Origin of the sequence: Pantoea sp. 1B4, from assembly GCF_016925765.1 — a bacterium.
In the GTDB taxonomy this organism is placed as follows: domain Bacteria; phylum Pseudomonadota; class Gammaproteobacteria; order Enterobacterales; family Enterobacteriaceae; genus Pantoea; species Pantoea agglomerans.
The window spans coordinates 3,044,840-3,071,309 of the sequence record NZ_JAEUWZ010000001.1; the positions used below are offsets into that span (position 1 = coordinate 3,044,840).

The 26,470-nt window shown below is 51.6% G+C and carries 24 protein-coding genes and 3 pseudogenes; 23 read left to right on the plus strand and 4 right to left on the minus strand.

All coding sequences use genetic code 11. The features are described from left to right. The first annotated feature begins 23 nt into the window (after positions 1-23). The 3 genes and pseudogenes from JNO11_RS14630 to JNO11_RS14640 all read left to right on the plus strand — a co-directional run bounded on the left by JNO11_RS14630 (position 24) and on the right by JNO11_RS14640 (position 3,590). Positions 24-1,221, plus strand: a pseudogene (locus JNO11_RS14630) (integrase domain-containing protein). A gap of 2 nt (positions 1,222-1,223) precedes the next feature. Next, on the plus strand, positions 1,224-2,723 hold the full coding sequence (locus JNO11_RS14635) for an RNA-directed DNA polymerase (RefSeq protein WP_325177453.1): 1,500 nt from the start codon (positions 1,224-1,226) through the stop codon (positions 2,721-2,723). A 126-nt stretch (positions 2,724-2,849) separates the two neighbouring features. Then, positions 2,850-3,590, plus strand: a complete 741-nt coding sequence (locus tag JNO11_RS14640; protein WP_163762447.1) for a hypothetical protein — start codon at positions 2,850-2,852, stop codon at positions 3,588-3,590. Positions 3,591-3,950: 360 nt separating this feature from the next. Here the strand turns inward: JNO11_RS14640 and JNO11_RS14645 are convergent, their stop codons facing one another. Further along, positions 3,951-4,763 carry a hypothetical protein gene (locus JNO11_RS14645; protein WP_163762446.1) on the minus strand — a complete coding sequence of 271 codons (813 nt, stop codon included), beginning with the start codon at positions 4,761-4,763 and terminating at the stop codon, positions 3,951-3,953. A 17-nt stretch (positions 4,764-4,780) separates the two neighbouring features. Continuing rightward, the gene (locus JNO11_RS14650) at positions 4,781-5,056 is read right to left on the minus strand and encodes an ogr/Delta-like zinc finger family protein (RefSeq protein ID WP_010671763.1); all 276 of its coding nucleotides are present in this window, start codon (positions 5,054-5,056) and stop codon (positions 4,781-4,783) included. Positions 5,057-5,588: 532 nt separating this feature from the next. Between JNO11_RS14650 and JNO11_RS14655 the strand changes: the two genes are divergently transcribed. The 14 genes from JNO11_RS14655 to JNO11_RS14720 all read left to right on the plus strand — a co-directional run bounded on the left by JNO11_RS14655 (position 5,589) and on the right by JNO11_RS14720 (position 16,727). After that, positions 5,589-5,855, plus strand: coding sequence for an AlpA family transcriptional regulator (locus tag JNO11_RS14655; RefSeq protein ID WP_325177454.1), 267 nt, complete (start codon positions 5,589-5,591; stop codon positions 5,853-5,855). 28 nt (positions 5,856-5,883) lie between these two features. Beyond that, positions 5,884-6,423, plus strand: coding sequence for a host cell division inhibitor Icd-like protein (locus JNO11_RS14660; protein ID WP_325177677.1), 540 nt, complete (start codon positions 5,884-5,886; stop codon positions 6,421-6,423). Then, positions 6,420-6,644, plus strand: coding sequence for a hypothetical protein (locus tag JNO11_RS14665; protein WP_325177455.1), 225 nt, complete (start codon positions 6,420-6,422; stop codon positions 6,642-6,644). Before JNO11_RS14660 ends, JNO11_RS14665 begins: the two co-directional genes overlap by 4 nt. Further along, complete coding sequence (locus tag JNO11_RS14670) at positions 6,641-6,964, plus strand: DUF5375 domain-containing protein (RefSeq protein WP_325177456.1); 324 nt, start codon at positions 6,641-6,643, stop codon at positions 6,962-6,964. The genes JNO11_RS14665 and JNO11_RS14670 overlap by 4 nt, the downstream gene beginning before the upstream one ends. Before the next feature lie 14 nt (positions 6,965-6,978). Next, positions 6,979-9,309, plus strand: a complete 2,331-nt coding sequence (locus tag JNO11_RS14675; RefSeq protein ID WP_325177457.1) for a phage/plasmid primase, P4 family — start codon at positions 6,979-6,981, stop codon at positions 9,307-9,309. 540 nt (positions 9,310-9,849) lie between these two features. Then, positions 9,850-10,569 (plus strand): hypothetical protein, encoded by a 720-nt coding sequence (locus JNO11_RS14680; protein WP_325177458.1) that lies wholly within the window; start codon positions 9,850-9,852, stop codon positions 10,567-10,569. A 2-nt stretch (positions 10,570-10,571) separates the two neighbouring features. Beyond that, complete coding sequence (locus tag JNO11_RS14685; protein WP_146239940.1) at positions 10,572-10,970, plus strand: hypothetical protein; 399 nt, start codon at positions 10,572-10,574, stop codon at positions 10,968-10,970. Between the two features lie 541 nt (positions 10,971-11,511). Next, entirely contained in the window at positions 11,512-12,516 is a 1,005-nt protein-coding gene (locus JNO11_RS14690; RefSeq protein WP_325177459.1) for a hypothetical protein, read from the plus strand. A 468-nt stretch (positions 12,517-12,984) separates the two neighbouring features. Continuing rightward, a complete protein-coding gene (locus tag JNO11_RS14695; protein WP_325177460.1) occupies positions 12,985-13,362 on the plus strand; it encodes an RNase A-like domain-containing protein in 378 nt (125 codons plus the stop codon). 7 nt (positions 13,363-13,369) lie between these two features. Further along, positions 13,370-13,666 (plus strand): contact-dependent growth inhibition system immunity protein, encoded by a 297-nt coding sequence (locus JNO11_RS14700; RefSeq protein WP_325177461.1) that lies wholly within the window; start codon positions 13,370-13,372, stop codon positions 13,664-13,666. A 90-nt stretch (positions 13,667-13,756) separates the two neighbouring features. Beyond that, the gene (locus JNO11_RS14705; protein ID WP_187494679.1) at positions 13,757-14,218 is read left to right on the plus strand and encodes a hypothetical protein; all 462 of its coding nucleotides are present in this window, start codon (positions 13,757-13,759) and stop codon (positions 14,216-14,218) included. Positions 14,219-14,467: 249 nt separating this feature from the next. Beyond that, positions 14,468-14,713, plus strand: a complete 246-nt coding sequence (locus JNO11_RS14710; RefSeq protein WP_010672163.1) for a YmjA family protein — start codon at positions 14,468-14,470, stop codon at positions 14,711-14,713. Between the two features lie 344 nt (positions 14,714-15,057). Further along, positions 15,058-15,546, plus strand: coding sequence for a cold shock domain-containing protein (locus tag JNO11_RS14715; RefSeq protein WP_010257735.1), 489 nt, complete (start codon positions 15,058-15,060; stop codon positions 15,544-15,546). Positions 15,547-15,872: 326 nt separating this feature from the next. Next, positions 15,873-16,727 (plus strand): PA4780 family RIO1-like protein kinase, encoded by an 855-nt coding sequence (locus JNO11_RS14720; protein ID WP_033786757.1) that lies wholly within the window; start codon positions 15,873-15,875, stop codon positions 16,725-16,727. A gap of 164 nt (positions 16,728-16,891) precedes the next feature. Here JNO11_RS14720 and mgtA read toward each other — a convergent pair whose 3' ends face one another. After that, positions 16,892-19,594 carry a magnesium-translocating P-type ATPase gene (gene mgtA / locus JNO11_RS14725; protein ID WP_033778616.1) on the minus strand — a complete coding sequence of 901 codons (2,703 nt, stop codon included), beginning with the start codon at positions 19,592-19,594 and terminating at the stop codon, positions 16,892-16,894. Between the two features lie 658 nt (positions 19,595-20,252). Here mgtA and JNO11_RS14730 point away from each other — a divergent pair. The 6 genes and pseudogenes from JNO11_RS14730 to speG all read left to right on the plus strand — a co-directional run bounded on the left by JNO11_RS14730 (position 20,253) and on the right by speG (position 26,027). After that, positions 20,253-21,821 (plus strand): ABC transporter substrate-binding protein, encoded by a 1,569-nt coding sequence (locus JNO11_RS14730; RefSeq protein ID WP_022624076.1) that lies wholly within the window; start codon positions 20,253-20,255, stop codon positions 21,819-21,821. Next, positions 21,821-22,873 carry an ABC transporter permease gene (locus JNO11_RS14735; RefSeq protein ID WP_010257745.1) on the plus strand — a complete coding sequence of 351 codons (1,053 nt, stop codon included), beginning with the start codon at positions 21,821-21,823 and terminating at the stop codon, positions 22,871-22,873. The genes JNO11_RS14730 and JNO11_RS14735 overlap by 1 nt, the downstream gene beginning before the upstream one ends. Beyond that, positions 22,870-23,728 (plus strand): annotated as a pseudogene (locus JNO11_RS14740) (ABC transporter permease). The gene JNO11_RS14735 and the pseudogene JNO11_RS14740 overlap by 4 nt, the downstream one beginning before the upstream one ends. After that, positions 23,718-24,548 (plus strand): ABC transporter ATP-binding protein, encoded by an 831-nt coding sequence (locus JNO11_RS14745; RefSeq protein WP_033778613.1) that lies wholly within the window; start codon positions 23,718-23,720, stop codon positions 24,546-24,548. Before JNO11_RS14740 ends, JNO11_RS14745 begins: the two are co-directional and overlap by 11 nt. Then, on the plus strand, positions 24,541-25,218 hold the full coding sequence (locus JNO11_RS14750; RefSeq protein WP_033758674.1) for an ABC transporter ATP-binding protein: 678 nt from the start codon (positions 24,541-24,543) through the stop codon (positions 25,216-25,218). Before JNO11_RS14745 ends, JNO11_RS14750 begins: the two co-directional genes overlap by 8 nt. Before the next feature lie 262 nt (positions 25,219-25,480). Then, a pseudogene (gene speG / locus JNO11_RS14755) lies at positions 25,481-26,027 on the plus strand (spermidine N1-acetyltransferase). On the opposite strand, the gene JNO11_RS14760 reads toward speG, so the two are convergent. Further along, the gene (locus tag JNO11_RS14760) at positions 26,028-26,447 is read right to left on the minus strand and encodes a hypothetical protein (protein WP_010257757.1); all 420 of its coding nucleotides are present in this window, start codon (positions 26,445-26,447) and stop codon (positions 26,028-26,030) included. Between the last annotated feature and the right edge of the window lie 23 nt (positions 26,448-26,470).

Here is a 26,470-nt window from a genome sequence, read left to right on the forward strand (position 1 = left end):
CAATTTTCGTAGGAAAGCCCTGTATGGCAAGGACAACGCGCCCTTTAACCAACACTGAAGTGCTTCGCTCAAAAGCCATTGATAGAGATTTAACGTTGCATGATGGCGACGGGCTTTTTTATGGTCGTAAAGACCACCGGCAAGAAGCTATGGCGCTTTCGCTATCAGCGGCCAGTCACAAAGCAGCGCACCATGATGGGATTGGGTGCCTTTCCTGCCCTTTCGCTGGCAGATGCCAGACGCATACGCGCTGAATACCTCTCATTGTTAGCTAATGGAATAGATCCACAAATGCAGGCCGAGCAGCTCACAGAACAACAGCAGCTTGCGTTAGACAGCATTTTCTCAACCGTAGCAGCTAACTGGTTTGCTTTAAAACAAGCCAGCGTTACGGCGGATTACGCAAAGGATATCTGGCGCTCTCTTGAGAGGGATGTTTTTCCTGCGATTGGCGGGATGCCGGTACAGGAGATCAGAGCCCGTAAGCTGGTTGAAGCTTTAGAACCAATTAAGGCCCGTGGTGCTCTTGAAACTGTTCGCCGTTTAGTACAGCGCATTAATGAAATCATGATTTATGCTGTTAATACAGGGTTAATCGATGCTAACCCAGCTTCCGGGGTAGGTATGGCGTTTGAGAAGCCTAAGAAGCAGAATATGCCAACAATACGCCCGGAAGAGTTACCGAAGCTCATGCGTTCACTAATGATGTCGAATTTGTCTATTCCTACACGTTGCCTGATTGAATGGCAGCTTCTAACTCTTGTTCGCCCTTCAGAAGCTTCTGGCACACAATGGGCAGAGATTGATTTTGATGCAAAGCTTTGGACAATTCCTGCAGAGAGAATGAAAGCTAAACGTGCGCACATTGTTCCATTATCGCCTCAATCTATTGATATTCTAAAAATTATGAAGCCAATCAGTTTTCATCGGCAACATGTTTTCCCAAGCAGAAATAGACCTAACAGCCCTTTGAACAGTCAAACTGCTAATGCTGCTTTAAAAAGGATTGGTTTTACTGGTAAGTTAGTAGCGCATGGGCTACGAGCCATAGCAAGTACAGCCTTAAATGAAGCTGGCTTTAACTCAGATGTTATTGAGGCTGCTTTAGCTCATTCAGATAGAAATGAAGTCCGCAAAGCATATAATCGTGCTATTTACTTAGACCAGCGCATAGAAATGTTAAACTGGTGGGGTAATGAAATTGGAAAATCAAGGAGATAGTTATGAGTAAAGCCTTTACAGGAAAAAACATAGAAGATTGTTTTAATCTGGCCTTGGGTAATATCATTAAGCATGGTGATACAGATATTTTCCCATACCCATTTGAAAGTAGATTATTTGAAGACCAAAAGCAAATTGTTAATGATGCGTTAGTTCAAACGCTTAATGACTTTGACAACAAAAGGATAGAACTTCCTCCTAACCAGATTAATAGCTTTTCAAGCATTGGTTATTATGGTTATAGATGGGCCACTCAGATAGACCCTTTTTGGAATGCTTTCTTTCTCGGTTTGGTTTTGAAATTAGCTAACGATATTGAGAAAATAAGATCTTCAAGTAATAATGTTTACTCTTATCGCTTTAAACCTGATATCGATGAAGGCTCTCTGTTTGATAAAAATATTTCTTGGCGAAAGTATCAAGAAGACAGCATCACTGAGTGTTCTAAAGATGAAATAAAATATGTACTCACCTGCGACATAGCGGATTTTTATCCAAGAATCTACCATCATCGTTTAGAAAATGCTCTAGACAGAATTGACTCAAGCAGAAGTATATCAGGGAAAATTAAAAAGTTACTTCAGACATTCAGTGAAACTAAGTCTTATGGTGTACCGGTTGGCTGCCCTGCATCGCGAATATTGGCTGAATTAGCATTAGACTCTATTGATAAGTTATTATCAATGAATCGAATAAATTATAAACGCTATGTTGATGACTTTATAATATTTTGTGATTCTAGAGAAGATGCACATAAGACGTTGACCCTACTTAGTAAAAAGTTGATGGAAAATGAAGGGCTGACTTTACAAAAGCACAAAACGAATATAGTAACAAAAGAGGAGTTTTTATCGGTTACAAAGGCTAAATTACATGGTAATGATGAAGATGAAGAATCTCCCATGAAAGCTAAATTCATGAGTTTACCCATAAGATTTGATCCATATTCGGCAAATGCAATAGCAGAATACGAAGAGATAAAAGAATCTTTAAATGAATTTGACCTGCTCGCTATGCTGAGCAGTGAACTTCAAAAATCAAAAATTAATCAGTCATTCAGTAAGCATTTAATCAAGGCTTTTTCAGCAACATCTGATGATATTACCAGCAACGCTTTTAAGGTTATGTTTAACAATCTTAATGAACTTTATCCTATATTTACAACAATAATTCAGGTTGCTAATTCAAATTGGCAAAAACTAGACAATGAAACTAAAGATTTAATTCTTGAAAAGATATATACCTTAATTAAAAGTGACTCATATATACTTAATACTGAGCTAAACTTAGCATATGTAGCGAGAATGTTATCCAAAGAGGATAGCGAGAAGTCAACGCTTATTCTCAGTGAGATTTATAATGAAAATCCTGAAAGCATCCTAGTTAAAAATATAGTTACTCAATCAATGGCAAAAATCAACTCTTATGCTTGGCTGTCAGACATAAAAAAAGAACTTTTCAGGAATGCACCCTCTACAAAGAAGAGTTTTAATTGTCTCTAGTTATTTTTTAGGTGATGAGGGTAAACACTGGAGAGAACATAATAAGGCTTCATTTAATTTCATTGAAAAAATTTATAAAGATTGGGCTGCTCAGCGACATTCCGCAAGAAACCTTAAGGATGCACTATGATATCTGAACTCACATTTTCCAGGAAGTTTACATCTTTCTGGAATCAACTACTTCCTAATGCTAATAACTTTATAAGAATAATAAATGGCAGTCTCATAGAAGACATATACTCTCCGATGGATGAGAGCGAAAATAGAGCAAACAATGTATTCGTAAATGAATGCGCTTTCAATTTGTATTCCGCCATACAATCTAACCAAATCAGTAAAACTTTACTTTTAAGGCAAGATCTTTTTCATAGTGCCGAATTTCAGGGAGTTTTTGATAAAACCAATGATTATCTTAGTAAATTTAGTTACGGCTCTAACTTTGAGTTACCATTAAGCATGCTTGAGTATAATACAATAAGACAAATAGCCCACTGCATACTCAATAGATATGGTCTTGCACAAGGTGTAGAAGTTTCACCTCACTTCGATGGCTGCGGGGTAATAAATAATTCATATGGCGACATTTATCATTCAAACATACTAATTGAAATCAAGTCTGGCGATAGAAAGTTTAGTGTTTATGATCTTAGACAGCTACTTATATATTTCACCTTAAACTTCTACTCTAAAAGTAAAAGAAACCTTAAAAGATTTGAGTTATTTAATCCTCGAATGGGCATCTCATATAGCGCGTCAATTGTAACTCTTTGCAAAGAACTAGCATTTTGTCAGCCGGAAGAATTGTATTTTGAAATTATGAACTCAATTACTGAAGAAAATTTTATAGTTACCGAAATGCAGCGATGAACATAACAGGGCCTCAATGTATTCTCATGAGGCCTATAAAGGTGATTTATCTTTTAACACCAGTTCAACTTTATGAAGTGCTTCATTTAGCTGAAGCCCGGTTGATTGCTATATTTCTTATTGTGTAACACATTGCGCGCGCTCGTAGCCCCGCCACGCCTGCGCACTTCATGTAGCGGTTTTCATGCGCCTGCATGAGTAGCTCCGCGACGCGCCGCAGCTGGTCTTTCCCGCCGTTCCGGGGTGCCTTAGACTCATGCGTTTTCATGCAGCATAGACATGCACGCTCACTTCGGTGATTAGCGGACACAAAAAAGCCCGGCGTGTAGCCGGGTATCAGTCAGGGGTTATCTCTCTGGCTCAGAAAATTTTGCGCTTGCGCCTGTCGGTTCTGGCCCCTCTGAACGGGTAAGCGCCGGTCAGGCTGATGACGTCATCCCGGAATTTCAGCGGCAGTTTTTTATGAGTCCACTCTTCAATGAGGTTCACTGCAAATTTTCGATACAGCGTATCTGCATCATTTGCACCTTCGATAACGCCCGGCGCATAGACTGAGCCATTCCGCTCAAACTGGCTGTACTTCATCCTGAGCAGACTGCCAAGTTCAACGCCATGGACAATAAAAAATTCATCAATGAGTGTGTCGATACGCTCGTCCATGATGCCCTCGTGGCAGAACACGTAGGCATTGGCTTTGCGTCCGGTGGCGTCGGCCAGAGCAGGTAACTGCTTTTCTTTTTCGGCAATCAACCCAGCAAGGTCTGATGCCGTTTCCTGCTGCTCCAGATATTCTGCGCGCAGCGCTTTCATTTCCGGCGTGACGGTGCCGCCGTTCTGCTCAAGCAGTTCACGAAAGCGCGCCCGGTTGTCCTGGCTTGCCTGCTCCGTTTCGGTTTTGCTCTGTCGCAACGCGCTGATGGTGTCTTCAGCTGCGGCTTCTGCCTGCTTTGCTTCCAGCCAGGCCAGCATTTTACCCTGGAGGTCCTGGACGCGGGGTTGCCAGCCAGCAGGAAGACTCTTTACCAGCGCGGTTGTATGGCTGATAACGTCGGCTTCGGGCAGCTTCAGGAGCCACCCCGCATCCTGCAGCGGTTTCTGGCTTTTTGCTACGAGCGAGCCAACGAGTTCAGCGATTGCCTTCATCTCTTCTTCTGTCATGTTCTGCTGTGTCATGCTGTTTTTCCTCTCTGTCAGGGCTGTGCGTGGCGGTCTTTGCGGGCGCTTGCTGAACCATAGCGGCCCAGCGTCTGCGGCTGGCGAACCGGTACGTCATTCTGCGGTTCCGGCTCTGCCGCTGCGGGCCTGTGCGGCTTCATGATGATTTTCTCGACGCTCTCCAGCGCGGTGAAGGTGCAGGAGCAGTCGAGGTTCTGGCACTGGTACCAGGTACGCTTTACGGAGGGCGCTTCATAAGCGCTGGTGCGGGTGTGGGCCACCTGACCACATTCGGGACATTTCAGTGCCATCTCGTTTCCTGTCGGCTGGTTTCAGTAAGTCAATTGTGCCGGGTCTGGCACAGCGGCTTCTACCGGATGGCGTTGTATGACGGACCAGACAAAAGCATTACTTCTGGCGAGCCAGGAAAAGGTCTCACTGAAGCCTGTTATCGGCTTTCAGTTTTATATAAATCCTTCACTATTCTTCACCAGAGAGAAAAAAATAGTAAATACAGTAAATTAAGAGGTGAAGAGTGAAAAAGTAATCCTTCACCCTCTGTTCACCATCGTTCATCAGCAGGATTTTGGCCTTATTAGCTATTTAGAACGATTGGTTTTAAAAGCTGCCTTAAAGTGGATCTAAAATTATTGGATAAAACCTTATCAGTACTTTTTGGTGCAGTCTGGTACTATTCACGTACACGCATTTTTTGTGTGGTTTTTGTGCGTCCGGTCAGACAGATTTCTGTTGTTGTCACCGGCAAAAATATTCGCAAAATAAAGAGCTACCCGATGCCGTACACACCTGTGCGGCGCTTAACGGACACCTTAGAGGTAGCTCATGCACACGACTTTAAACGCTCATTTATCCGCCCCGGCGGCCCCTGCCATGCCGGTATCATTCCCGGTTCAGGAGCGCTTTATGCGCCTGCCGGAGGTGATCCACGTCTGCGGCCTGTCCCGCTCAACCATTTACGACCTAATCAGCCGCAGCGCTTTTCCGGCGCAGGTATCGCTTGGCGGCAAGAACGTCGCCTGGCTTGCCAGCGAGGTCAGCGCCTGGATGAATGCACGCATCGCCGCACGCGGTCAGGGACGTGCAGCATGATCTCCACCAACTCTTGAGATTTTCCGCCATGCTGCATTTTCCTTTGTTCCCCGGCTTGCACGCCGGGGCTATTCCCTGGTACAGTCTTTATGCTGTCGCAAAATCGGCAGCCGGGATTGGCGTCCTGAATACAACGTTGGCGACACCAGACGCGCCTTGCGTCTTTTTTTGTGTCTGTGCCCTGATGCACCCATTTTTCGGGCGACGGTTCTGTATCTGTCGTACCTACCGCGTAATGGTGGCTCAGGCGGGGGCTTCTCACGAAGCGCCGGTTTCCAATGTTGCCGGTTACGCCAACCCCGTCTGGGCTACCACCAGTGAAATTGGCGTTTCCGGTGGTGGCTGTAAGCTACTAACATTGGAGACTGCTATCATGGCTACGGTCCTTAATTCCCCATACCCTCAGTTTGTTTTCGTCTTTGCCGCCGTGCGCCGTACTGAGCGCCAGCAGCGTATCCACATGCTCCGCACCGTTGCCGCTGACGAACGTGCCGCCCGCCTGACGCTGGCCCGCGATTACGTGCTGTCCCTTGCTGCCCGCCTGCCGGTCCGGGAGGTGCGCGCATGACTCACGCCACCATTTCCCACGCAGACCTGTTACGCCTTGAACACCTGCGCAACGCCGGGCGCTTTATCAGCGACATGACCCTGCTTCAGGAGTGCCACGAGCAGCCACCGGCCGCACAGCAGGCGCAGCTGAACTCGCTGATTTTCATCATCACCGAGCAGCTGGACGGAGTGGTAAACCGCTGTCAGGACGACTGGATGAACGGGAAGGTTAAGCCATGAGCACACGTACCCTTTCCCCCGAACTGCGGTCCGCGCTGTCCCGCCGCGCGGTAGCCTGCGCCTGGCTGACCGTCTGCCGTGAACAGAAGCGCTATCCCGGCCTGACGCTGGCGCGCCTTGAGCACGCCATTGAAACCGAGCTGGAAGGCTTCTATCTGCGCCAGCACGGACGCCAGCGCGGTCAGGAAATTGCCTGCGCGCTGCTCGACGACCTGCTGGCCGCCGGGCCGCTCAAGTCGGTTCCGTGCCTGAGCTTTCTTGGACAGGTGGTGATGGATGAACTCTGCGGGCGCCTCAAAGACGCGCCGGTGCTGCACTGAGGGAGAACAGAATAATGAAAATGACCGTATCAGACGCGGCAAAGGCCGCGCGGGGCCAGTGGCCCCGCATTCTGCCCGCACTGGGCGTGAAGGTGGTGAAGAACCGCCATACCTCCTGCCCGGTATGCGGCGGAACCGACCGCTTCCGCTTTGACGACCAGGAGGGACGCGGCACGTGGATTTGTAATCAGTGCGGTGCCGGTGACGGCATGGACTTGGTGAAAAAGGCCCTCTCACTGAGCCTGACCGAAGCTGCTGCGCGGGTAAACGGGCTGACCGGCTGCCTGCCAGCGGTGGACAACTCGCCTGCTGCCAGCGCGGGCGAAGATAACGAATCTGCCCGTGCCGCCGCCGTTAAGCAGGCCCGGCAGCTGGTCAGCACCGCGCAGCAGGCAACCGGCAATGCCTACCTGTCCCGCAAAGGCTTGCCGGAGCAGTCCTGCCTGACGCTGGCGAAGCCGCAGAAAGTCGCACTCACGGAGTATCGTGCCGGTGATTTGCTCATTCCCCTGCACGATACGGGCGGCCAGCTGGTGAACGTGCAGCTGATTAACGCCGCGGGTGAAAAGCGCACGCTGAAGGGCGGACAGGTAAAAGGCGCATGCCACATTCTCAGCACCGGCAAACCGGCAGCGCGCATCTGGCTGACGGAGGGCTACGCCACCGGCCTGACGGTGCACAACCTGACCGGGGATGAGGTGTGGATTGCCCTGTCGTCCGTCAATCTCCTTTCTCTGGCTGGCCTTGCCCGTGAAAAGCACGCCGCGCTGCCGCTACTGATTGCCGCCGACCGCGACCTGAACGGCGACGGCCAGGCTAAAGCAAAGCAGGCCGCCGAAGCCAGCCGCGCCGCCGTGGCCCTGCCGCCGGTGTTCGGCGACTGGAATGACGCCTTCATGCAGCACGGTGAGGAAAGCACCCGGCGGGCGCTGGCCGGAGCCGCCACGCCACCCGCCGCCAGTCCGTTCGACGTGATGAGCGAGGCGGAGTTTTCGGCCATGAGCGCCAGTGAAAAGGCGGAGCGAATTGCGGAGCACTACCGCAGCGCGCTGGCCGTGGACGCCAGCGGGGAAATTCTGTCCCACTACCGTTCCGGCGCGTGGAAGGTGATTTCCGGGAAGCAGTTTGAGCGCGACGTGGCAAAGCTGTTTCAGCGCCTGCGCGCGCCGTTTTCGGCGGGCAAGATTTCGGGCGTGGTGGAGACGCTGAAGCTGATGCTGCCGCAGCAGGCCGACCCGGCGCGCCGCCTGATTGGATTCCGTAACGGCGTACTGGACACCCGCACCGGCGGCTTCAGCCCGCACAGTAAAGACTTCTGGCTGCGCACGGTCAGCGAGGTGGACTACACAAAGCCCGTTCAGGGTGAAACGCTGGCAGACCATGCGCCGCACTTCTGGCAGTGGCTCGACCGCGCCGCCGGACGGGACCCGGCCAAACGCGACATTATTCTGGCCGCGCTGTTTATGGTGCTGGCGAACCGCTATGACTGGCAGCTGTTTCTGGAGGTCACCGGCCCCGGCGGCAGCGGCAAAAGCATCATGGCAGAAATCGCCACCATGCTGGCCGGAACGGACAACACCACCTCCGCGACCATCGAAACGCTGGAGTCGTCGCGCGAACGAGCGGCGGTGATTGGGTATTCGCTGATTATCCTGCCCGACCAGGAAAAGTGGAGCGGAGATGGCGCGGGCATCAAGGCCATCACCGGCGGCGATGCGGTCTCAGTGGACCCGAAGTACCGCGACGCCTACTCAACCCACATTCCGGCGGTGATTCTGGCAGTGAACAACAACCCGATGCGCTTCACCGACCGCAGCGGGGGCGTGTCGCGCCGCCGGGTGATACTGCACTTCCCGGAAATCATCCCGGCAGACGAGCGCGACCCGCAGCTGAAGGAAAAAATCAGCGGTGAGCTGGCCGTTATCGTGCGCCAGCTGATGCAGCAGTTCAGCCAGCCGCAGCAGGCCCGGTCGCTGCTTCAGTCGCAGCAGAACTCTGACGAGGCGATGCGCATCAAGCGCGATGCAGATCCGATGGTGGACTTCTGCGGCTACCTGTTCACCACGCCGGAGCCAAACGCACTCTATATGGGGAATGCTAGTATCAGGCCGCTTCAGCCCAGGCGTTATCTTTATCACGCCTATCTGGCCTATATGGAGGCCAACGGATACAAAAATCCGCTCAGCATGAAGATGTTCGGCCTGTCGCTGGAGAGCATCATGCGGGAATACGGACAGCACTACATGAAACGCCGGACAAAACTGGGAATGCAGACCAACCTTGACCTGACGGAAGAAAGCAGCACCGACTGGCTGCCGAAGTGCGATAATCCCACCGCGATGTGACTAACCAGAACCGGCGAAAGCCGGTTTTTTTACGCCTATGCTTCACCAGTGATGTATACTAACACTCACCCTACACCCACCCATTACCAGCTAAGCAATTGTTTAATATGAAAAAACAACCGAGGTGAATAGTGTGAAGAATTATCTTTAAAATCTTTTCTGAAGTTGATCTCTTTCATAACTCTTCAAAAGCAATGCGATATCACTTTTTTACATCATTAACTTCAGATGTTGTTAAGGCTGAGTTTGCAGTATCAATTACCCTCGCTAAGGAGCAGGCAATATGACCGGCAATGCGCCAGAAACATACATTGCAGGCATGTTTGCATACGTGCCAATCATAATAATCACATTGCGAAAGTGATTTACGAGTATTCATAATCACATAATCTAGAGTATGATTCACGAACATAGGATCTTTCAGTTAATAGAGGGTGGGCTACTTAGCTATTTATGCACTCCGAAAAATGCAATAAAATCAAACAACTATGCTAAATTTCGAGCAACCACAATTAGCTTATTTACCTTGAGAAATCATGTATGAAGAAACAATATGATAAAAAAGAAAGATACCTAACAAACCTTATTAAACTCATACTTATTTTTACAATTTTACTTTCTGGAACAGGCATATCCACTTTAATTGGAGGTTGGCTTGGTAGTGACAAGTGGGTGCTCGGTCTGTTAGGTGCGTTCGGTGCGTTTTGCGCTTTAATCATGAAAGATATAGCAAGTGCGAGAATTGACTTAAGAAAAACCAGATCTGGTATAAGCGTTAATAATAAAAAAACCAAAATTAGGTTAAACGTTTTTAAAATAGCCATTTTTGTTCTAGCCAGTTTTTTACTCAAGAAAATAGAAAAGGAAGATCTAAGACCCAGAAGGAAAAGCAAAGCTGAAACAGTAACCGAGCTATACCTCATTCATAAATCCTCGAAATTAATCATGGCAAAAAACATTGCTATCTGCGGGATAATACTTAATGCAGCCATGTATTACTTTATCGACCTTCCTTTTGCAACAACTGGCCTTTTTTTTGCGATAGTGGCATTGTTACAAATCAAAGAAGAGTTGCTGATTTATCGCATAAATAAAGGGTACTTTGGTTCCACAACTCGTGAGGCCATGATGCTTATCAGGTTCATTGACAATCATAATGATGATTCTGATATGAATTCTGGTGGACGAAGAATGCCAGTTTTCAAGGATATTACCCAAGAAATAAATGAGAAGCAGGGTATTTATGAGGGCAGTCGATGAACATGGATAAGTTAACCAGCCGGGCGTTTCTTGGCTTAGATATACTTACAACAAAATATGAGATAAGAACGTCACTTGGTGCCATTGTAGGGATAATCTTGGTTGCGATTTGCAATGTCTTTGAAAAGAACATTGAAGAAAACTTTGGTTTTAATTTTTCTTTCATTGGATATACAGGCATTTTCTTTTTAGGTATTTTATTTCTTCATATACCTACCTACATCAATTCATTTAGGGGTAAAGCAATTGATGAGGGCTATGAAAGCATTCTGCGAACTATAGATTCTGCTAACGAGTTGAGTGAGATAGAAAAGAGGGACTTAAAACGTAAGTTGATTTTAAAAAAAATAGACTCTTTATCTGAGCACGAACTTAAAAAGAAAGCTGAAGAAGCAGAGTGAGTTACTAGAGATTTAGCATTCACTTTAGTTATCAGATTTGGCAGCGTGAATGGCTTAAGCTATGAAAAATGGCAGTGCGCTTTTCATCCGCTGGATAAACCAGCATGGCGTTCGATGCCAAAGGGCTATCAAATGTTGACATTTGGAATGTTCCCCTACACTTTCTATAATACGATTAGTGGGTGCTATTGGTATACGCTTAGGTATACGATTAAAACTTGAATTCAAATAAAATTATATATAACAATTATTTGCGATACTTACTCAGACTCCGCCAGCGCGACCAGAACCATCATCGAAGTCCTGAGAGCCCGCAAGTTGAAAGCCTTGCGGGCTTTTAATGCTTTTATTCCCCCTTTCCCCATATAGCTAACAATGAAGTGTTAGCGCTTTTCAATGTCATATAGATTTGTCATTTAAACCAATAGTTTGCCTAGATCATTAGAAGTATTTACAATATCCGGCATGATTGATTAAAGTATCTATGGAAAAAATAGGCTTAAATTTTTAACTAAGCCGCTGTTTCAGTGGAGGAAATGACATGCCGCGCAATCTGGCACCCGCATACTGTGTAGTTCAACAACCTGGCAACCTCGGATTCCAGGCAAGAATGCTTTTCAATGACAGTAACTCTGAAGCAGCACGTCTCTTTATGCAGACCAATGCCGACACTCCCTGGTTGAGTCCGGGTCAGATAGTTATAGTGGCTAACCCTGCTTCTTCACAAACTACGCAAATGTTGAGCACATTAAGGCAGGCCAAACAGAAAACCAATATGGCGTTTGTTGGAGTAACTCCTGACGAAGCGAGTTTCATGCAGCAGCATTACGGTTTGATCGCTGCACTGACTACTGCGGGAGATAAAGTCTTTGGCACTATTGGTGACGTTGGTGAGAGATACTTTTCAGAGATCGAGAATACCCTCAAAAAAATAGAAGTCAGTTACCAAAACCAGTTCCGTACTCAGGGAACACTGATTAGTCAGCAATTCTACGCAGAGCGTAACCAACTCTTTAATCAGCTAAAAGAACTTGTGAACAAACCACTACTTAAATCATTGATACGTTATGCAGTTAAGTTAAAACCTTACGAAGACATGCGAAGAGCACTAAATCTATCCAGCCGCTCCATAGTACATGAATGGTCTACAGTGGGACTGGCAGGGATCCCAGGCTATTCAAGTTATGTAGGCAATGCAGCGAAAGCGGCAAAGTTCTTAAAATCAGGTGGTTACATAGGAATGGGGTTTGCCTTTGCTGGAACCACCAATGACGTAGTCAATGCCTGCGTTAAAGGACGTGAGAGCGAATGTAAAAGAACCGCATTCAAAGAGTATGGTAAGTTTGGGGCTTCGACCTTAACGGGTGTGGGAGCTGGTGCAGCCGGTTCTTTCGCAGGCGTAGGTGTATGCGCAGCAATAGGGATCGCCACGGCAGGAACCGGCGCGGTAGTCTGCGCAGCTGTTGGCTCAATAGCTGCGGGCTATGTAGGTGCTAAAGCGAGTGACTCTGTAATGGATACTATCTATGATTACATGGGAATTTGAAGAATGAAGTCGGCCATAATGGTTTTAATCATGCTTCCGTTGGTTTGCTTAGTGGTAAGCGTTTTTTTTGTATCTAATGAACAGGTCTCGCTACAAGGAATTGATCTCAGACTTCCAACAAAAGCATACACTGCCCGCCCCTTACTTGTTGCACTGCAATATGGGATACATGGGTTCACCTCTAATGACCTATTTTTTTTATGCGATTAAAAAAAAAATAAAAAAATTTTCTTTTTAAACAGGAAAGACAATGCTTATAGCTTTGCACATGAAGGTCAAAATCTAAAAAAAATAAACAACTTAAAACCATTATATTATACATTTTTATTAGGGTTTTCCTGTTGCTTTTCACTTTCTATTATTGCACTACTAATCAAAACTCAAATAATTTGATCATGTTAATAAAACATTCAGATAGATAATTTTCTATACCATATTTTATAGTCAACCTTAAAATTAGATTGTATAGTGTATTCTGTCTCTGGATTAAAACCGGGCGGGCATACGCTTTTAAAGCATATTGGAAAATCACCCCATGAACTTCATGAAAGAATCATCCAATCCAATGGGGTATTGGATCTATCTGGTTCGTTCTCGTCGCTGGAGATTGCCGAAGCAGCCATATCAAAGGCACTTCATAATAATCGGGAATGGATAAAACTATGGGCTGCAAGTAAACCACGACATAATATGACGATAAGTTACGATGTGGGTAAAACCGTTAGTTATGTTGTTCAGAAAGGGAGCAACACTGCGTATAAAGCAACTAAAATCAGAGTTGCGCTGAAGTATCAGACTTACAATAACAAACCTTATTATATAATCACTTCTTTTCCAGATAAGTGAGTTGATCATGAGCCGCGCACCTCTTGCCCCAAACTTAGATTTATGCATTGTTGGAACACTGAATCAGGACTTCGACGTTATCACTGGCGCTGATACGATGGAGGGTGCCATTGATGTAGTCGTTGACGAAGCTTCTCCAGAAGAAAGATGTAATTTACGTAAAGAAATTAATGACTTTCTCAAGCTGTCGGAAGAAGAGATAAAGGAAGAGTTTTCTCAACGCTGGCGAGATATTTCACCTGATTACGCCAGCAGTTTTTTGCTCTATTTCCTTGAAAGCATCAAAAGATACGATAAAAAGTGATGTTGCGTGCGCGCCCATTCGTGAACTGATTGGTAGGTTTGCTGGTGGTGCACTTGCTGCCTTTTAAATGGGACGTTTATGGTCACAGGAATGGAACAAATAGCCTCGGTTAAGCTCATTGAGAAAAGCAAAGCCTCTGATTTCAAACAGGCAACCTCTGAAGTTATTGTTGGGGATAAACCGACAGGTATCACCATTGATGGGCAGGAACTGGAAGCGGCTGTTAAGGTGGATAGTGACAGATATATTCTGTTCACGACTGATGATGTCATTTTCGAGGAATCCCTTACCGTCACGCTCATCAGTCTGAGTCAGGGAAAACTTGAAAGCCTGCAGATTGGCAATGAATACTCATCCGGTTCTTTCGAACAGCTGTCTGTGCATGACGAATATATCCGCTTCAATTTCATAGGCCATTCTGCATGGGTGATAAAAGTGAATGACAGCCCAAAGCTGCGTCTTCCTTTTGTTTCGGATCCGCATGGAGTCAAGCGCGCCTCGGGTCTAAAAACATACATCTCTATTGATGCAAAGCCCTGCCCCACTATCTGACTGAACGCCTTAATGGATGGGATAGGTGTAGGCCCGGCGATACCCATAATCTCTGTATCAGGCGTTTCGCTGGCAACAGATAACGCTCAGGCACTTTCCCAATCTGAAAGACCAGCCCTTCTCACACTCCCTTCCGCCCTCCCACTCCCCCCTTTACAGCCCCAACCCAAACACGAAATAATACCCCTCTACGCCGGGCCACCACGCCCTGCCAACGCTTAAACCCAAACTCAACTCTGCGGACAATTTATGAATAACGAAATCTCTCTCAAATACTATGATGTCGCAGATGAGTATGCGACAGAGTCCGCTAAGCCGGTGAGCGAAGCTGAACGTACCCCACTGGCGCATTACTTCCAGCTGCTGATCACCCGTTTGATGAACAACGAAGAGATCAGTGAAGAATCGCAGCAGGATATGGCGCGTGAAGCGGGTATCGATGAGCAACGTATTGATGAAATTGCCGAGTTCCTGAACCGCTGGGGCAACGAGTAACAAACACTCACCGGCTGACGAGCTTTGCACAGTTCGCCGGTTAATCTGCCTGACTCAACAACCTGATTCGACACAGCGCCGGTATCCCCGCAACAACGCCCAGTGCTGACAGCCACGTGTATCACGTGGCTGATGTCCGTTCCCGGCTCTACCGACCCATCACTTCGTTTTTATCTGCCGCTACACACACTCCATCACACTCGCCTTCATCCGCCACAAAGCCCCCCTTCCGCCGCTCACCCTCTGGCGCACCTGAAAATTATCATCCAGACTTATATAGTCTGCGCAGGCATTGTGTTTTACACTGCGCGCTGTAAAAAACTGAGTAGATTAAGCAGGCAAAAATGGCGATGAACGGAACGATCACAACCTGGTTTGAAGATAAAGGTTTTGGCTTTATCAAAGATGAAAACGGTGATAACCGCTATTTTCATGTGATTAAGGTCGCCAATCCTGATCTGATCAAGAAAGATGCGGCGGTGACGTTTGAACCCACCACCAACAACAAGGGCTTATCCGCCTATGCGGTGAAGGTCGCGCCGACAAGCAAATACATCTATATCGCAGGCGAGCGGCTCAAGATCACCTCGATTAAGTCTTATCTGGTCTACAACGAAGAAGTCCCGGTCGATGCCGGTGTTGATAAAGAGAACGCGGTGTTGTCAGTGGGTCTGTTGCTGAATAATATCCGGCCGAAAACTGACCCGAACGCCAATGAGATGCGCTCGCTGAAAAAGCTGGCGGTCACCACCTTCCAGGGTACGACACTGATCTTCTCCGAAGATGAGATCGACATTGAAAGCACGGTTAAAGTGCTTAAAGGCCTGAAGTAATCCCGCAGGCGGGCCGAAATTCTGTTGGCAGAATTCCGGCCTTCAGCCTCCCGCCAGCCTGCACTTCAGGCACATTTCTCTGACACGAAATCCCCGCCCACAGGGCTGATACATAACAAAGCGTTGCTCTGGCGGATAAAACCGTCCTGCTCTCCCCTCTAATCCATTGTTTATGATAAAACAAAGGTCAAAAGCGCAGCTCATCAAGGTTCATCCCCACAAAGCGACTTTCCAGGGTAGAATTAGAAACTTTGTTCAGTCATTGCCAATGTTTTCCATCATCGCAAAGTGATACGAAAAGCGGGTGAAATAAGGTATAAAGCCGCATGAAAATCCCAAACAGAATCCAGCCCCTGGTCGATGACGGCCTGATTGACGATGTCCTGCAGCGGCTGAAAAGCGGCAAAGAAGCAGACGTCTATACCGTGCTATGCGGCGGCAAGGTGCAGTGCGCCAAAGTCTATAAAGAAGCGACCCAGCGTAGCTTCAAGCAGGCCGTGCAGTATCAGGAAGGTCGTAAAACCCGTAACAGCCGTAACGCCCGCGCCATGCAGAAAGGTACAAAGTTCGGCCGTAAGCAGCAGGAAGAGTCCTGGCAGACCGCCGAAGTAGATGCCCTGTTCCGCCTGGCGAACGCCGGTGTTCGCGTTCCACAGCCTTATCTCTGCATCGACGGTGTGTTACTGATGGAGCTGGTGACCGATGCCAATGGCTCGGTCGCGCCACGTCTCAGCGATGTCTCTCTGTCTGAAGAGCAGGCGGTGACGGATTTCCACACCATGATCCGCAACATAGTCCGTATGCTCTGTGCCGGTATCGTTCACGGTGACTTATCCGAGTTCAACGTGCTGCTGGACGAACAGGGGCCGGTGATTATCGACCTGCCACAGGCGGTCGATGCGGCGGCCAATAACCATGCCGAGTCGATGTTCGAACGTGACGTGGACAACATCACCTCCTACTACGGTCAGTTCGCTCCGCAGCTGCTGAAGACGCGCTACGCCAAAGAGATCTGGCTGCTCTATGAAGATGGCAAGCTGACGCCGGAAACACCGCTTACCGGGAAGTTTGTGGAAGAGGAGCGCGTAGTGGATATGGATTCTCTGATGGATGAGATCATCACGGCAGAAGATGAATATTACGAGCGCCAGCGCGCCAGCCGTGAGCGCGACGAAGAGTAATTGCATCAATAAAAAAAGGCAGCGAGTCCCCTCGCTGCCTCTCACTTACCGCACTATCACAACGCCATCACCGCACGATGACCGTCAGCGCAATCAGAGTTAAGCCGATGATCATCACGCCGACAAAGACCGTATCGAGCCTGCCTTTTTTCATCTTCTCCTCCCTAGAACCACTGACCAAAGCGACGGATGTAGAAACGCTTCATGCCCTGCGCCACCAGGCAGTAGCTGAACAGCGTCAGCACCAGCCACGGGAAATATTGCCATGGCAGTGGCACCAGACCGACCATCGCACCCAGCGGTGAGAACGGAATCAGGATGCCCAGCGCCATCACCGCCAGCGTAGTCAGCATCACCGGTAAGGTGGCGCGGCTCTGAATAAACGGAATCTTCCGGGTACGCAGCATATGCACTACCAGCGTCTGTGACAGCAGCCCCTCAATAAACCAGCCGGACTGGAACAGCGACTGCACGCCTGCATGGTTAGCGCCGAAAACAAACCACATCAGCGCAAAGGTGGTGACGTCAAAAATTGACGAGGTCGGGCCCATCCACAGCATGAAGCGTTTGATGTTGCCGGCATCCCATTTACGCGGCTTATTCAGAAACTCACGGTCAACCTTGTCCCACGGCAGCGCCAACTGAGAAACGTCATACATCAGGTTCTGAATCAGCAGATGAATCGACAGCATCGGCAGAAACGGAATAAAGGCACTGGCCACCAGCAGCGAGAAAACGTTGCCGAAGTTGGAGCTGGCGGTCATGTTGAGATACTTGATGATGTTGCCAAAGGTCTCGCGTCCTTTGAGTACACCCTCATTCAGCACCTGTAAATCCTTCTCCAGCAGGATGATATCCGATGAGGCTTTCGCCACATCCGCCGCGCTGTCCACGGAAATCCCGGTGTCGGCTGCCCGCAGCGCAGGCGCGTCGTTAATGCCATCGCCCAGGAACCCGACGGTGTGACCGTTCTGCTGCATCAGCCGCACCAGACGGGATTTCTGCAGCGGCGTCAGCTGAGCAAACAGGGTGCAGCGCTCGGCTTCCTGCGCCAGCTCATCATCGTTCATCGCCTCAATCTGATCGCCCGTCAGCATCGCCGGATCGGTCAGCCCGACATCGGCACAGACCCGCAGCGTCACCAGCGGATTGTCACCGGTCAGCACTTTCACCGTCACACCGCTGTCACGCAGGGCTTTAATCGCTTTGCCCGCGCTGGCTTTAGGCGGATCGCGGAAGGTCAGCATTCCCTGGATAATCAGATCGCGCTCATCACTGTCGCTGAGCGGCGCGTGCAGCTCGCCATCACGGGTTGCCACCAGCAGCACGCGATAACCCTGCTGATGATAGTGTTCAGTCTGCGCCAGCAGCGCCGCACGCTGTGCCGCATCCAGTTCGACCACCGTGTCGCCCTGCCGCACGGCAATGCTGACGGCCAGCATCTCTTCCACTGCGCCTTTGCAGATCAGTTGTGAACGATGCTGAGTCAGATCTTCCACCAGCACCGACACCCGACGGCGGGTAAAATCAAACGGCAGCTCATCGATCAGCTGGAACTGGCTGCGCTGAGACTGTGAAATGACCTTGTCGCCCGCGCAGAGTAAGGCGCGATCCATCAGGTTTTTCGCGCCACTCTGGCTGCCGCTGTTGAGCCATGCCAGCAGCAGCACCTGTGCATCTTCGTTGCCCCGCGCATCCAGATGATGCGCCAGCAGGATGGTGTCCTGGGTCAGCGTGCCGGTTTTATCGGTGCAGAGCACATCCATCGCGCCGAGGTTCTGAATGGCGTTGAGCTTTTTAACGATCACTTTGCGACGTGACATCGCAATCGCGCCCTTAGCCAGGTTGGCGCTGACAATCATCGGCAGCATTTCCGGGGTCAGTCCGACCGCGACCGCCAGTGCAAACAGCGTGGCATCCATCCAGTCGCCTTTGGTGAAGCCGTTAATCAGCAGCACCACCGGAACCATCACCAGCATAAAGCGGATCAGCAGCTTGCTGACGCTGTTCACCCCGCGGTCAAACGCGGTCTGCGGACGGCTTCCGGTCAGCGATGAGGCCAGGGAGCCGAACCAGGTTTCGCCGCCCGTCGCTACCACGACTGCGCTGGCTGTGCCGCTGGCCACGCTGGTGCCCATCAGGCAGATATTCGGTGATGCCAGCCGCTCCTGGGCGGTCTGACCTCCGGCATCGATACCCGCATCGCAGCTCTGTTTTTCAACCGGCAGCGACTCGCCGGTCAGTACTGCTTCACTGATAAACAGATTACGTGAACTCAGCAGGCGGACATCGGCAGGCACCTGATCGCCGGTGCTGAGCAGAATGATATCGCCCGGCACCAGTTCGCTCATATCCACATCCTGACGCTGCGCGGTTTCGCTGCCCGGCTCACGGCGCAACACGGTGACCTGGCTGCGCACCAGTGACTTCAGAGCCTGCGCCGCACGGTTAGTGCGAAACTCCTGCCAGAAGCGCAGCAGCCCGCTCAGCATCACCATGGTGAAGATGATGATCACGCCGGAGAGATCGGTCTCCTGACCGGCGCGCAGCGGCAGAATATAGTCGGTAAACAGGCTCACCAGCGCCAGGACCAGTAATACGTAGATAAACGGGTTATTAAACGCCATCAGCAGCTGAATCAGCGCGGGTGGCGCTTTCTCATGCGCCACTTCATTACGGCCATACAAAGCCAGTCGTTTCGCCGCCTCAGCCTGGGTCAGACCCTGACGCTGGCTGCGCAGATTCGCCAGCGTCATATCAATGTGCTGGTCTGCCTGCTGCGCCACAGCAAACATTTTTTTACTTTTTTTATCATTACGGTTGCCGGATGAAGTGATCGCAACCTGTTCCAGTTTCATGTCGCTCATTTCGACATCTCCCTGATTTAAAGCAATAGTTGTCCTGCACGGGAAATATCGTGCATGGATAAAACCTGGCGTGGCCGGGTTATTTAATGGGGTGACTTTCAGAAACAGTCAGGTTATTCCGCCTGCGCGCTAAATAATGACCCGCGCAGGGTTACCTGACGCCGGTTATACGCGGCGTTTTAAAAGTCTGATATCAGCGATTGGGCGCAGCCTGGGCTACGCCAGACGGGGCGGAGGAAAAAGAGCGAATATAAACAGCAGCATAACGCGCACTCCTGGTGATAGCAGGATTAAAAATAAGGAGCGCGATCGTTAATTAAAGCGGGGATCGCTGCTCGCCGGTCGGCAAGCAGCAGAGGAAACTCAGCTTGCCAGAATAAAGGTTAATCTCGGGTGACTGTCCAACTGAATTCTCCTGAAGTTATCTGCCGCCATTATAAAGAGAGGCCGGCGTCGGTAAAGCAATAACGTATTGAATAACGGTTTCGTTGAGGATTTGTTTCTGCTCAGGTTGCCGCTTCGGTAACAGCGTGGCGATCTTCTTATAACCTCCAGGTAATGCTTATAACCTTTTGGCATATGATTAGCCCATATTCGACTATTCTTCGCATCGGCCCTTTCGTAAACTCGCGTAACTTTTTAGAGGCAAGGAAATTTCATGAAAACTATAATTCCATCATTGCTGGCGCTGACGCTGGCTGCCGCCTTCACAGCCCAGGCCGCAACACCAAAAGATACGCTGGTGATTGCACAATCAACTGACGACGCAGACAGCTTCGACCCGGCCAAAGGGTTTGAACTGACCAGCGTTCAGGCCTTTACTAACATCTATCAGCGTCTGGTGCAGTCTGACCCGCAGAATCCGGTGGATCTGAAACCTACACTGGCCACCTCGTGGCAGCCCGGCAGCGACAACCGCAGCCTGACCTTTGAACTGCGCAAAGATGCGAAATTCTCTACCGGCAACCCGCTGCGTCCGGAAGATGTGATCTTCTCGCTGGGCCGCGTGGTGAAGCTGAACCTCGATCCCTCTTTCATCCTGACGCAGCTTGGCTGGACCAAAGATAACGTCGATGGCTTCCTGAAGAAAGTCGACGACAATCATGTGCAGATCAGCTGGACCGCCAACGTCAGCCCGACCTACGTCCTGAGCCTGCTCTCTGCCCCGGTTTCATCGATCATTGATGAAAAAACCGCGATGGCGAACCAGAAGAACGGCGATTTCGGTAACGCCTGGCTGGCCACCCACTCGGCGGGCAGCGGTCCGTATCAGATCCGCAAAGTGGTGATGCATCAGGTGGTGCTGCTCAGCGCTAACCCGACTTCACCAGCGGGCGCGCCAAAAATGAAGAACATCCTGATCAAAAACGTGCCTGAACCGGCTGCGCGTCGTCTGCTGCTGGAACAGGGTGATGCCGATATCGCCCGTAACCTGGGTGCCGATCAGATTGCTGCGCTGAACGGCAAACCGGGCGTGAAGACGGAAGCGATTCCCATGGCATCGCTCTACTACATCCAGTTCAACATCGGCGCGAACGAGACGATGAAGAACCCGGCCTTCTGGGAAGCAGCACGCTACCTGTGGGATTACAAAGGCATCGCCAGTGAGCTGCTGAAAGGCCAGTTCGATGTGCATCAGAGCTTCCTGCCTAAGGGCTTCCTGGGCGCGATCAACGACACGCCATACAGCTACGATCCGGAAAAAGCCAAAGCGATTCTGAAGAAAGCGGGCCTGAACAACGTCACCTTCAAGCTCTCCACCAGCAACCAGCCGCCTTATCTGGATATCGCACAGGCGCTGCAGGGCAGCTTCGCCAAAGCGGGCGTGAAAGTGGAAGTGGTGCCGGGGCTGAGCTCCGAAGTGTCGACCAACGTGAAAGCGCATAAATATGAAGCGACGCTGAACGCCTGGGGCTCCGACTATTTCGATCCCAACACCAATGCCGCCTCGTTTGCTTACAATCCGGAAGATGGCAGCAAAACCATCGCCTTCCGTTCAGACTGGCACATTCCTGAGCTGAACAAGCAGGTGATTGCGGCGACCGCCGAGAGCGATCCGAAGAAACGCGTGGCGCTGTATGAAGCGATGCAGCGTGAAGTGATGAAGAACTCACCGTATGTGATTGGGATGCAGGCGAAGAACCTCATCGCCCTGCGCGACAACCTGAAAGGCTATGTGCAGGGCATTAACCCTGACATGGTGTATTACTCGCAGGTCACTAAGTAATGGCACAGTCTGTTCCTTCAGCCGGGTTCGCCCGGCTTTTTTGGCAGCGTGGCGGGCGACTGATCGGTAGCGTATTGTCGCTGCTGGTCACGCTGCTTGGCCTGCTCGCCTTCACCTTTATGCTGTCGCATCTCTCGCCGATCGACCCGGTGCAGCAGATCGCCGGCGATCACGCCAGTGAAGCGACCTATGAGCAGGTGCGTCATGACCTGGGTCTCGACCAGCCGGTGCTGATGCAGTTCTGGCGCTACGTCGAACATCTGGCACAGGGCGATCTGGGTGTCTCCCGTCTCACCAATCAGTCGGTGAGCGGCGACCTGATGACCACCTTCCCCGCCACCATCGAGCTGGCGACCTGCGCGATGATCTTCGCGGTGGTGTTCGGTGTGACGCTGGCGCTGCTGGCTGCCTGGAAACCGGGCAGCTGGATCGATAATCTCGCCCGCTTTGTCTCGCTGCTGGGCTACTCGGTGCCGGTGTTCTGGCTCGGCCTGCTGGGCCTGCTGCTCTTCTATGCGGTGCTGCACTGGTCCGCCGGACCGGGACGGCTGGATGATATCTGGGTTTATACCCTGGAGCCGAAGACCGGCTTTGTGCTGATCGACAGCTGGCTGTCGGGTGAACCGGAGATGTTCCGCAATGCGATTGCGCACCTCTGGCTGCCGGTGGTGATCCTCGGCCTGCTGGCGATGGCGGGCATTACCCGCCTGCTGCGTGCTGCGCTGCTGGAAGAGAGCAGCAAAGAGTATGTGGTGCTGGCGCGTGCTAAAGGCGCGGGTCGGGTGCGCATCCTGCTGCGCCATATCTTCCCCAACGTGCTGGGCACGCTGGTCACGGTGATCGCCCTCTCCTACGCTACACTGCTGGAAGGCTCGGTGCTGACTGAAACCGTCTTCGCCTGGCCAGGTGTGGGTCGCTATATGACCAATGCGCTGTTCTCCGGCGATGTGCCGGCGATTCTGGGCTCAACCCTGTTAATCGGCAGCTGCTTTATCCTGATTAACACCCTGGCGGATGTTTTAACCTGGTTAACCGATCCGAGAACCCGATGACGCAACAACTCTCTGAACTCGAAACGCTGCGACCACGCCGTCGCCGTCAACGCGTTACCTCGTTAACTGTTGGGCTGACGCTGGTGGCGATTCTTATCCTGATGGCACTGCTGGCGCCGCTGATTGCGCCGTTCGATCCGAACGTGCAGACCATGTCGAGCCGTCTGCTGGCCCCGTCGGCACAGCACTGGTTCGGCACCGACGGCTTTGGCCGCGATCTGCTGTCGCGCGTGATTTACGGCGCGCGTCCGACCCTGCTGCTGGTGTCGCTGATTCTGGTGCTGACCATTCCGGCCGGGCTGCTGATCGGCATCACCGCCGGTTACGTGGGCGGCTGGACCGAACGACTGCTGATGCGCATTACCGATATCTTTCTGTCACTGCCCAACCTGGTAATCGCGCTGGCGCTGGTGGCGATTCTCGGCCCTGGCCTGATGAACGGCGCACTGGCGCTGGCACTGACCAGCTGGCCGCCGTTTGCCCGTCAGGCACGCGCTGAAACCCTGGCACTGCGCCGCAGCGACTACCTTGCTGCCGCGCGGATGCAGGGGATTACGGGCTTTCGCCTGATGTTCGGTCATATCCTGCCGCTCTGCATGCCGACGGCGGTAGTCCGCGCCGCCCTGAGCCTGGGCGGGATTATCCTGGCTGCGGCCGGACTCGGTTTCCTCGGTATGGGCGTTCAGCCGCCGACGGCGGAATGGGGGGTCGATGGTGGCCGAAGGCAGTAAAGTCATTTTTGATCAGTGGTGGGTTGCTGCTGCACCGGGCGCGGCGATTCTGTTTGCCAGCCTGGCCTTTAACCTGACAGGCGATGGCCTGCGCGACCGACTGGATACCCGACATGCAAAATAAACTGCTCCATGCCGAGGGGCTGACCATTCGCAGCGACGATGCGCTGCTGGTCGATAACATCAGTTTTTCTGTAGGTCGCGAGCGCGTGGCGCTGGTCGGTGAGTCCGGTTCCGGCAAGTCACTGACCGCCCGCAGCCTGATGGGCTTACTCTCACCCGCGCTGCATCTGCAGGCCAGTCAGCTCCAGGTGGCCGGTGAGAATGCGCTGACGCTGAGTGAGCGCCACTGGAACCAGCTGCGCGGTAACCGCGTGGCGATGGTGATGCAGGACCCGAAGTATGCCCTTAACCCGACGCGCACCATTGGCTGGCAGGTTGAAGAGCCGCTGATCCTGCATCGCCGCCTGAGCCGTGCCGAGCGCAAAGAGAAAGTGTGTGAAATGCTGGATGCGGTCGGCCTGCCCGATCCGCGTCGTCTGATGCAGCAGTATCCGCATCAGCTCTCTGGCGGCATGGGCCAGCGCGTGATGCTGGCGATCGCCCTGATTACCGATCCGGACTTCCTGATCGCCGATGAACCGACCTCCGCGCTGGATCATGCCATGCGCGATCAGGTACTGGCGCTGATCCGCGGTCTGGTGGAGGCGCGCAACATGGGCCTGCTGCTGATCAGCCATGATTTGCAGCAGGTTTCAGAACATTGCGAGCGGGTGATGGTGATGTATAAAGGCCGGTTGCTGGATACGCTGCCCGCCGCCGATCTGCCGCACGCTACTCATCCCTACACCCGCACGCTGTGGGCCTGCCGTCCGGGCAAAGCGACCCACGGACAGACTTTACCGGTGCTGGACCGCGCTGCGCTGGAGGCGAATGATGATTAAGCTGCAGAATCTAAGCGTCGCCCACAAACAGGGTTACGAGCTGCGCACCGTGGTGCATGAGGTTAACCTGGAGGTTAACGCTGGCGAGTGTTTTGGTCTGGTGGGTCCGTCAGGCTGCGGCAAGTCGTCGCTGCTGTGGGTGCTGGCAGGTCTGAACCCACACTGGCAGGGTCAGATGCAGCTTGCCGGTCACGAGGTTCAGCCGGGTAAAGCCTTCACCGGCGCGCTGCGTCAGGAAGTGCAGATGGTGTTTCAGGATCCCTATGCCTCGCTGCATCCGCGTCACCGGCTGCGTCGCACGCTGGCGGAGCCGCTGAAGCTGCTGAAACGCGACAATATCAACGATCGTATCGATCAGGGCTTCCGTCATGTCGGGCTCGATCCCGCCCTGGCGGATCGCTATCCGCATCAGCTCTCCGGCGGTCAGCGTCAGCGCGTCGCCATCGTGCGCGCCCTGCTGCTGCAACCGAAGATCCTGCTGCTGGATGAGCCGACGTCGGCGCTGGATATGTCAGTGCAGGCGGAGATCCTCAATCTGCTCAACGATCTGAAACAGCAGGATGGCCTGACCATGGTGCTGGTGAGCCACGATCCCGACGTGATCGATCACATGTGCGATCGCGCCGTGCACATGTCGCAGGGTCGCATCATCGAACAGATCTCTGCCTGAAATCAGGCCGGACGGCGTTCACCTGCCGTCCGGCGCTGCTGCATCCGCCGCGCCTTTCTGTAACATCCCCTTCTTCCGCCATTAGCGTCATCCTCTCCATTGCCAGAACGGTGCGCTGTTCTCTTCCTCTGAGTCATTAGATTGCCACGCGACGCTGTAAACCTTTACAGGCTGAAGCAGGCACGCGAATGCGATAGCGCAAAACGCAGCGGCTGGCTGATGCGGTATACTCGCGACCATTATTTCATGAGAGGAAAAAGCAATGACGGTAAAACTACGTCCGCTGGAACGGGAAGACCTGCACTTTGTCCATCAGCTGGATAACAACGCCAGCGTGATGCGTTACTGGTTTGAGGAGCCGTATGAGGCGTTTGTGGAGCTGTCCGATCTCTATAACAAGCACATTCACGATCAGACCGAACGTCGCTTTGTGGTCGAGCACAGCGGGCAGAAAGCGGGATTAGTGGAACTGGTGGAAATCAACCATGTGCACCGCCGCGCCGAGTTTCAGATCATTATCGATCCAGCGCATCAGGGCAAAGGACTGGCAACCCAGGCGGCAAAACTGGCGATGGATTACGGCTTCTCGGTGCTGAATCTCTACAAGCTCTACCTGATTGTCGATCAGGAGAACGAAAAAAGCGATCCACATCTACACCAAGCTCGGCTTCGAGATCGAAGGCGTGCTTAAACATGAGTTTTTCATCAACGGTGAGTACCGCAACACCATCCGCATGTGCATTTTCCAGCATCAGTATCTGGAACGCCATAAAACGCCAGGCGGAATGGTGAAGCCGACCGCGCAGTAATCAGCCGCGCGCGCCAACCGGGTTCATAAAGGGACGCGGGTGTTCAGGCTTGAGGTCGTACATGCCGCCATAGAAGGGATCGACCAGCAGCCAGCCGGGGAAGCCACCCAGCGGGATATTGCCCAGCAGATACCACAGGTTAGCGCGTGCCTCGATAGGCACCGTGACCGGCACGTAGCCCGGGCTTTCCAGCATCAGCAGGTAGTGCTTTTTGCCGAAGTAGCGGCCGGTAGATTTTTCCAGTTCAACGGTCTGCGGCGTGAAACCCTGCGCAACCGCATAGCCACGCTCATCCTGCACGGTAAAGCGCGCGCCCTGCGGCAAGGAGTCGATGCGCACCAGTTGGGTTTCATTGCCGACAATGGTGGCACAGCCGCTAAGCAGCAGCGCGGCGGCCAGGGCCAGAATTCGCTGTTTCATGAAGGGGTCCACAGAGTGATCAG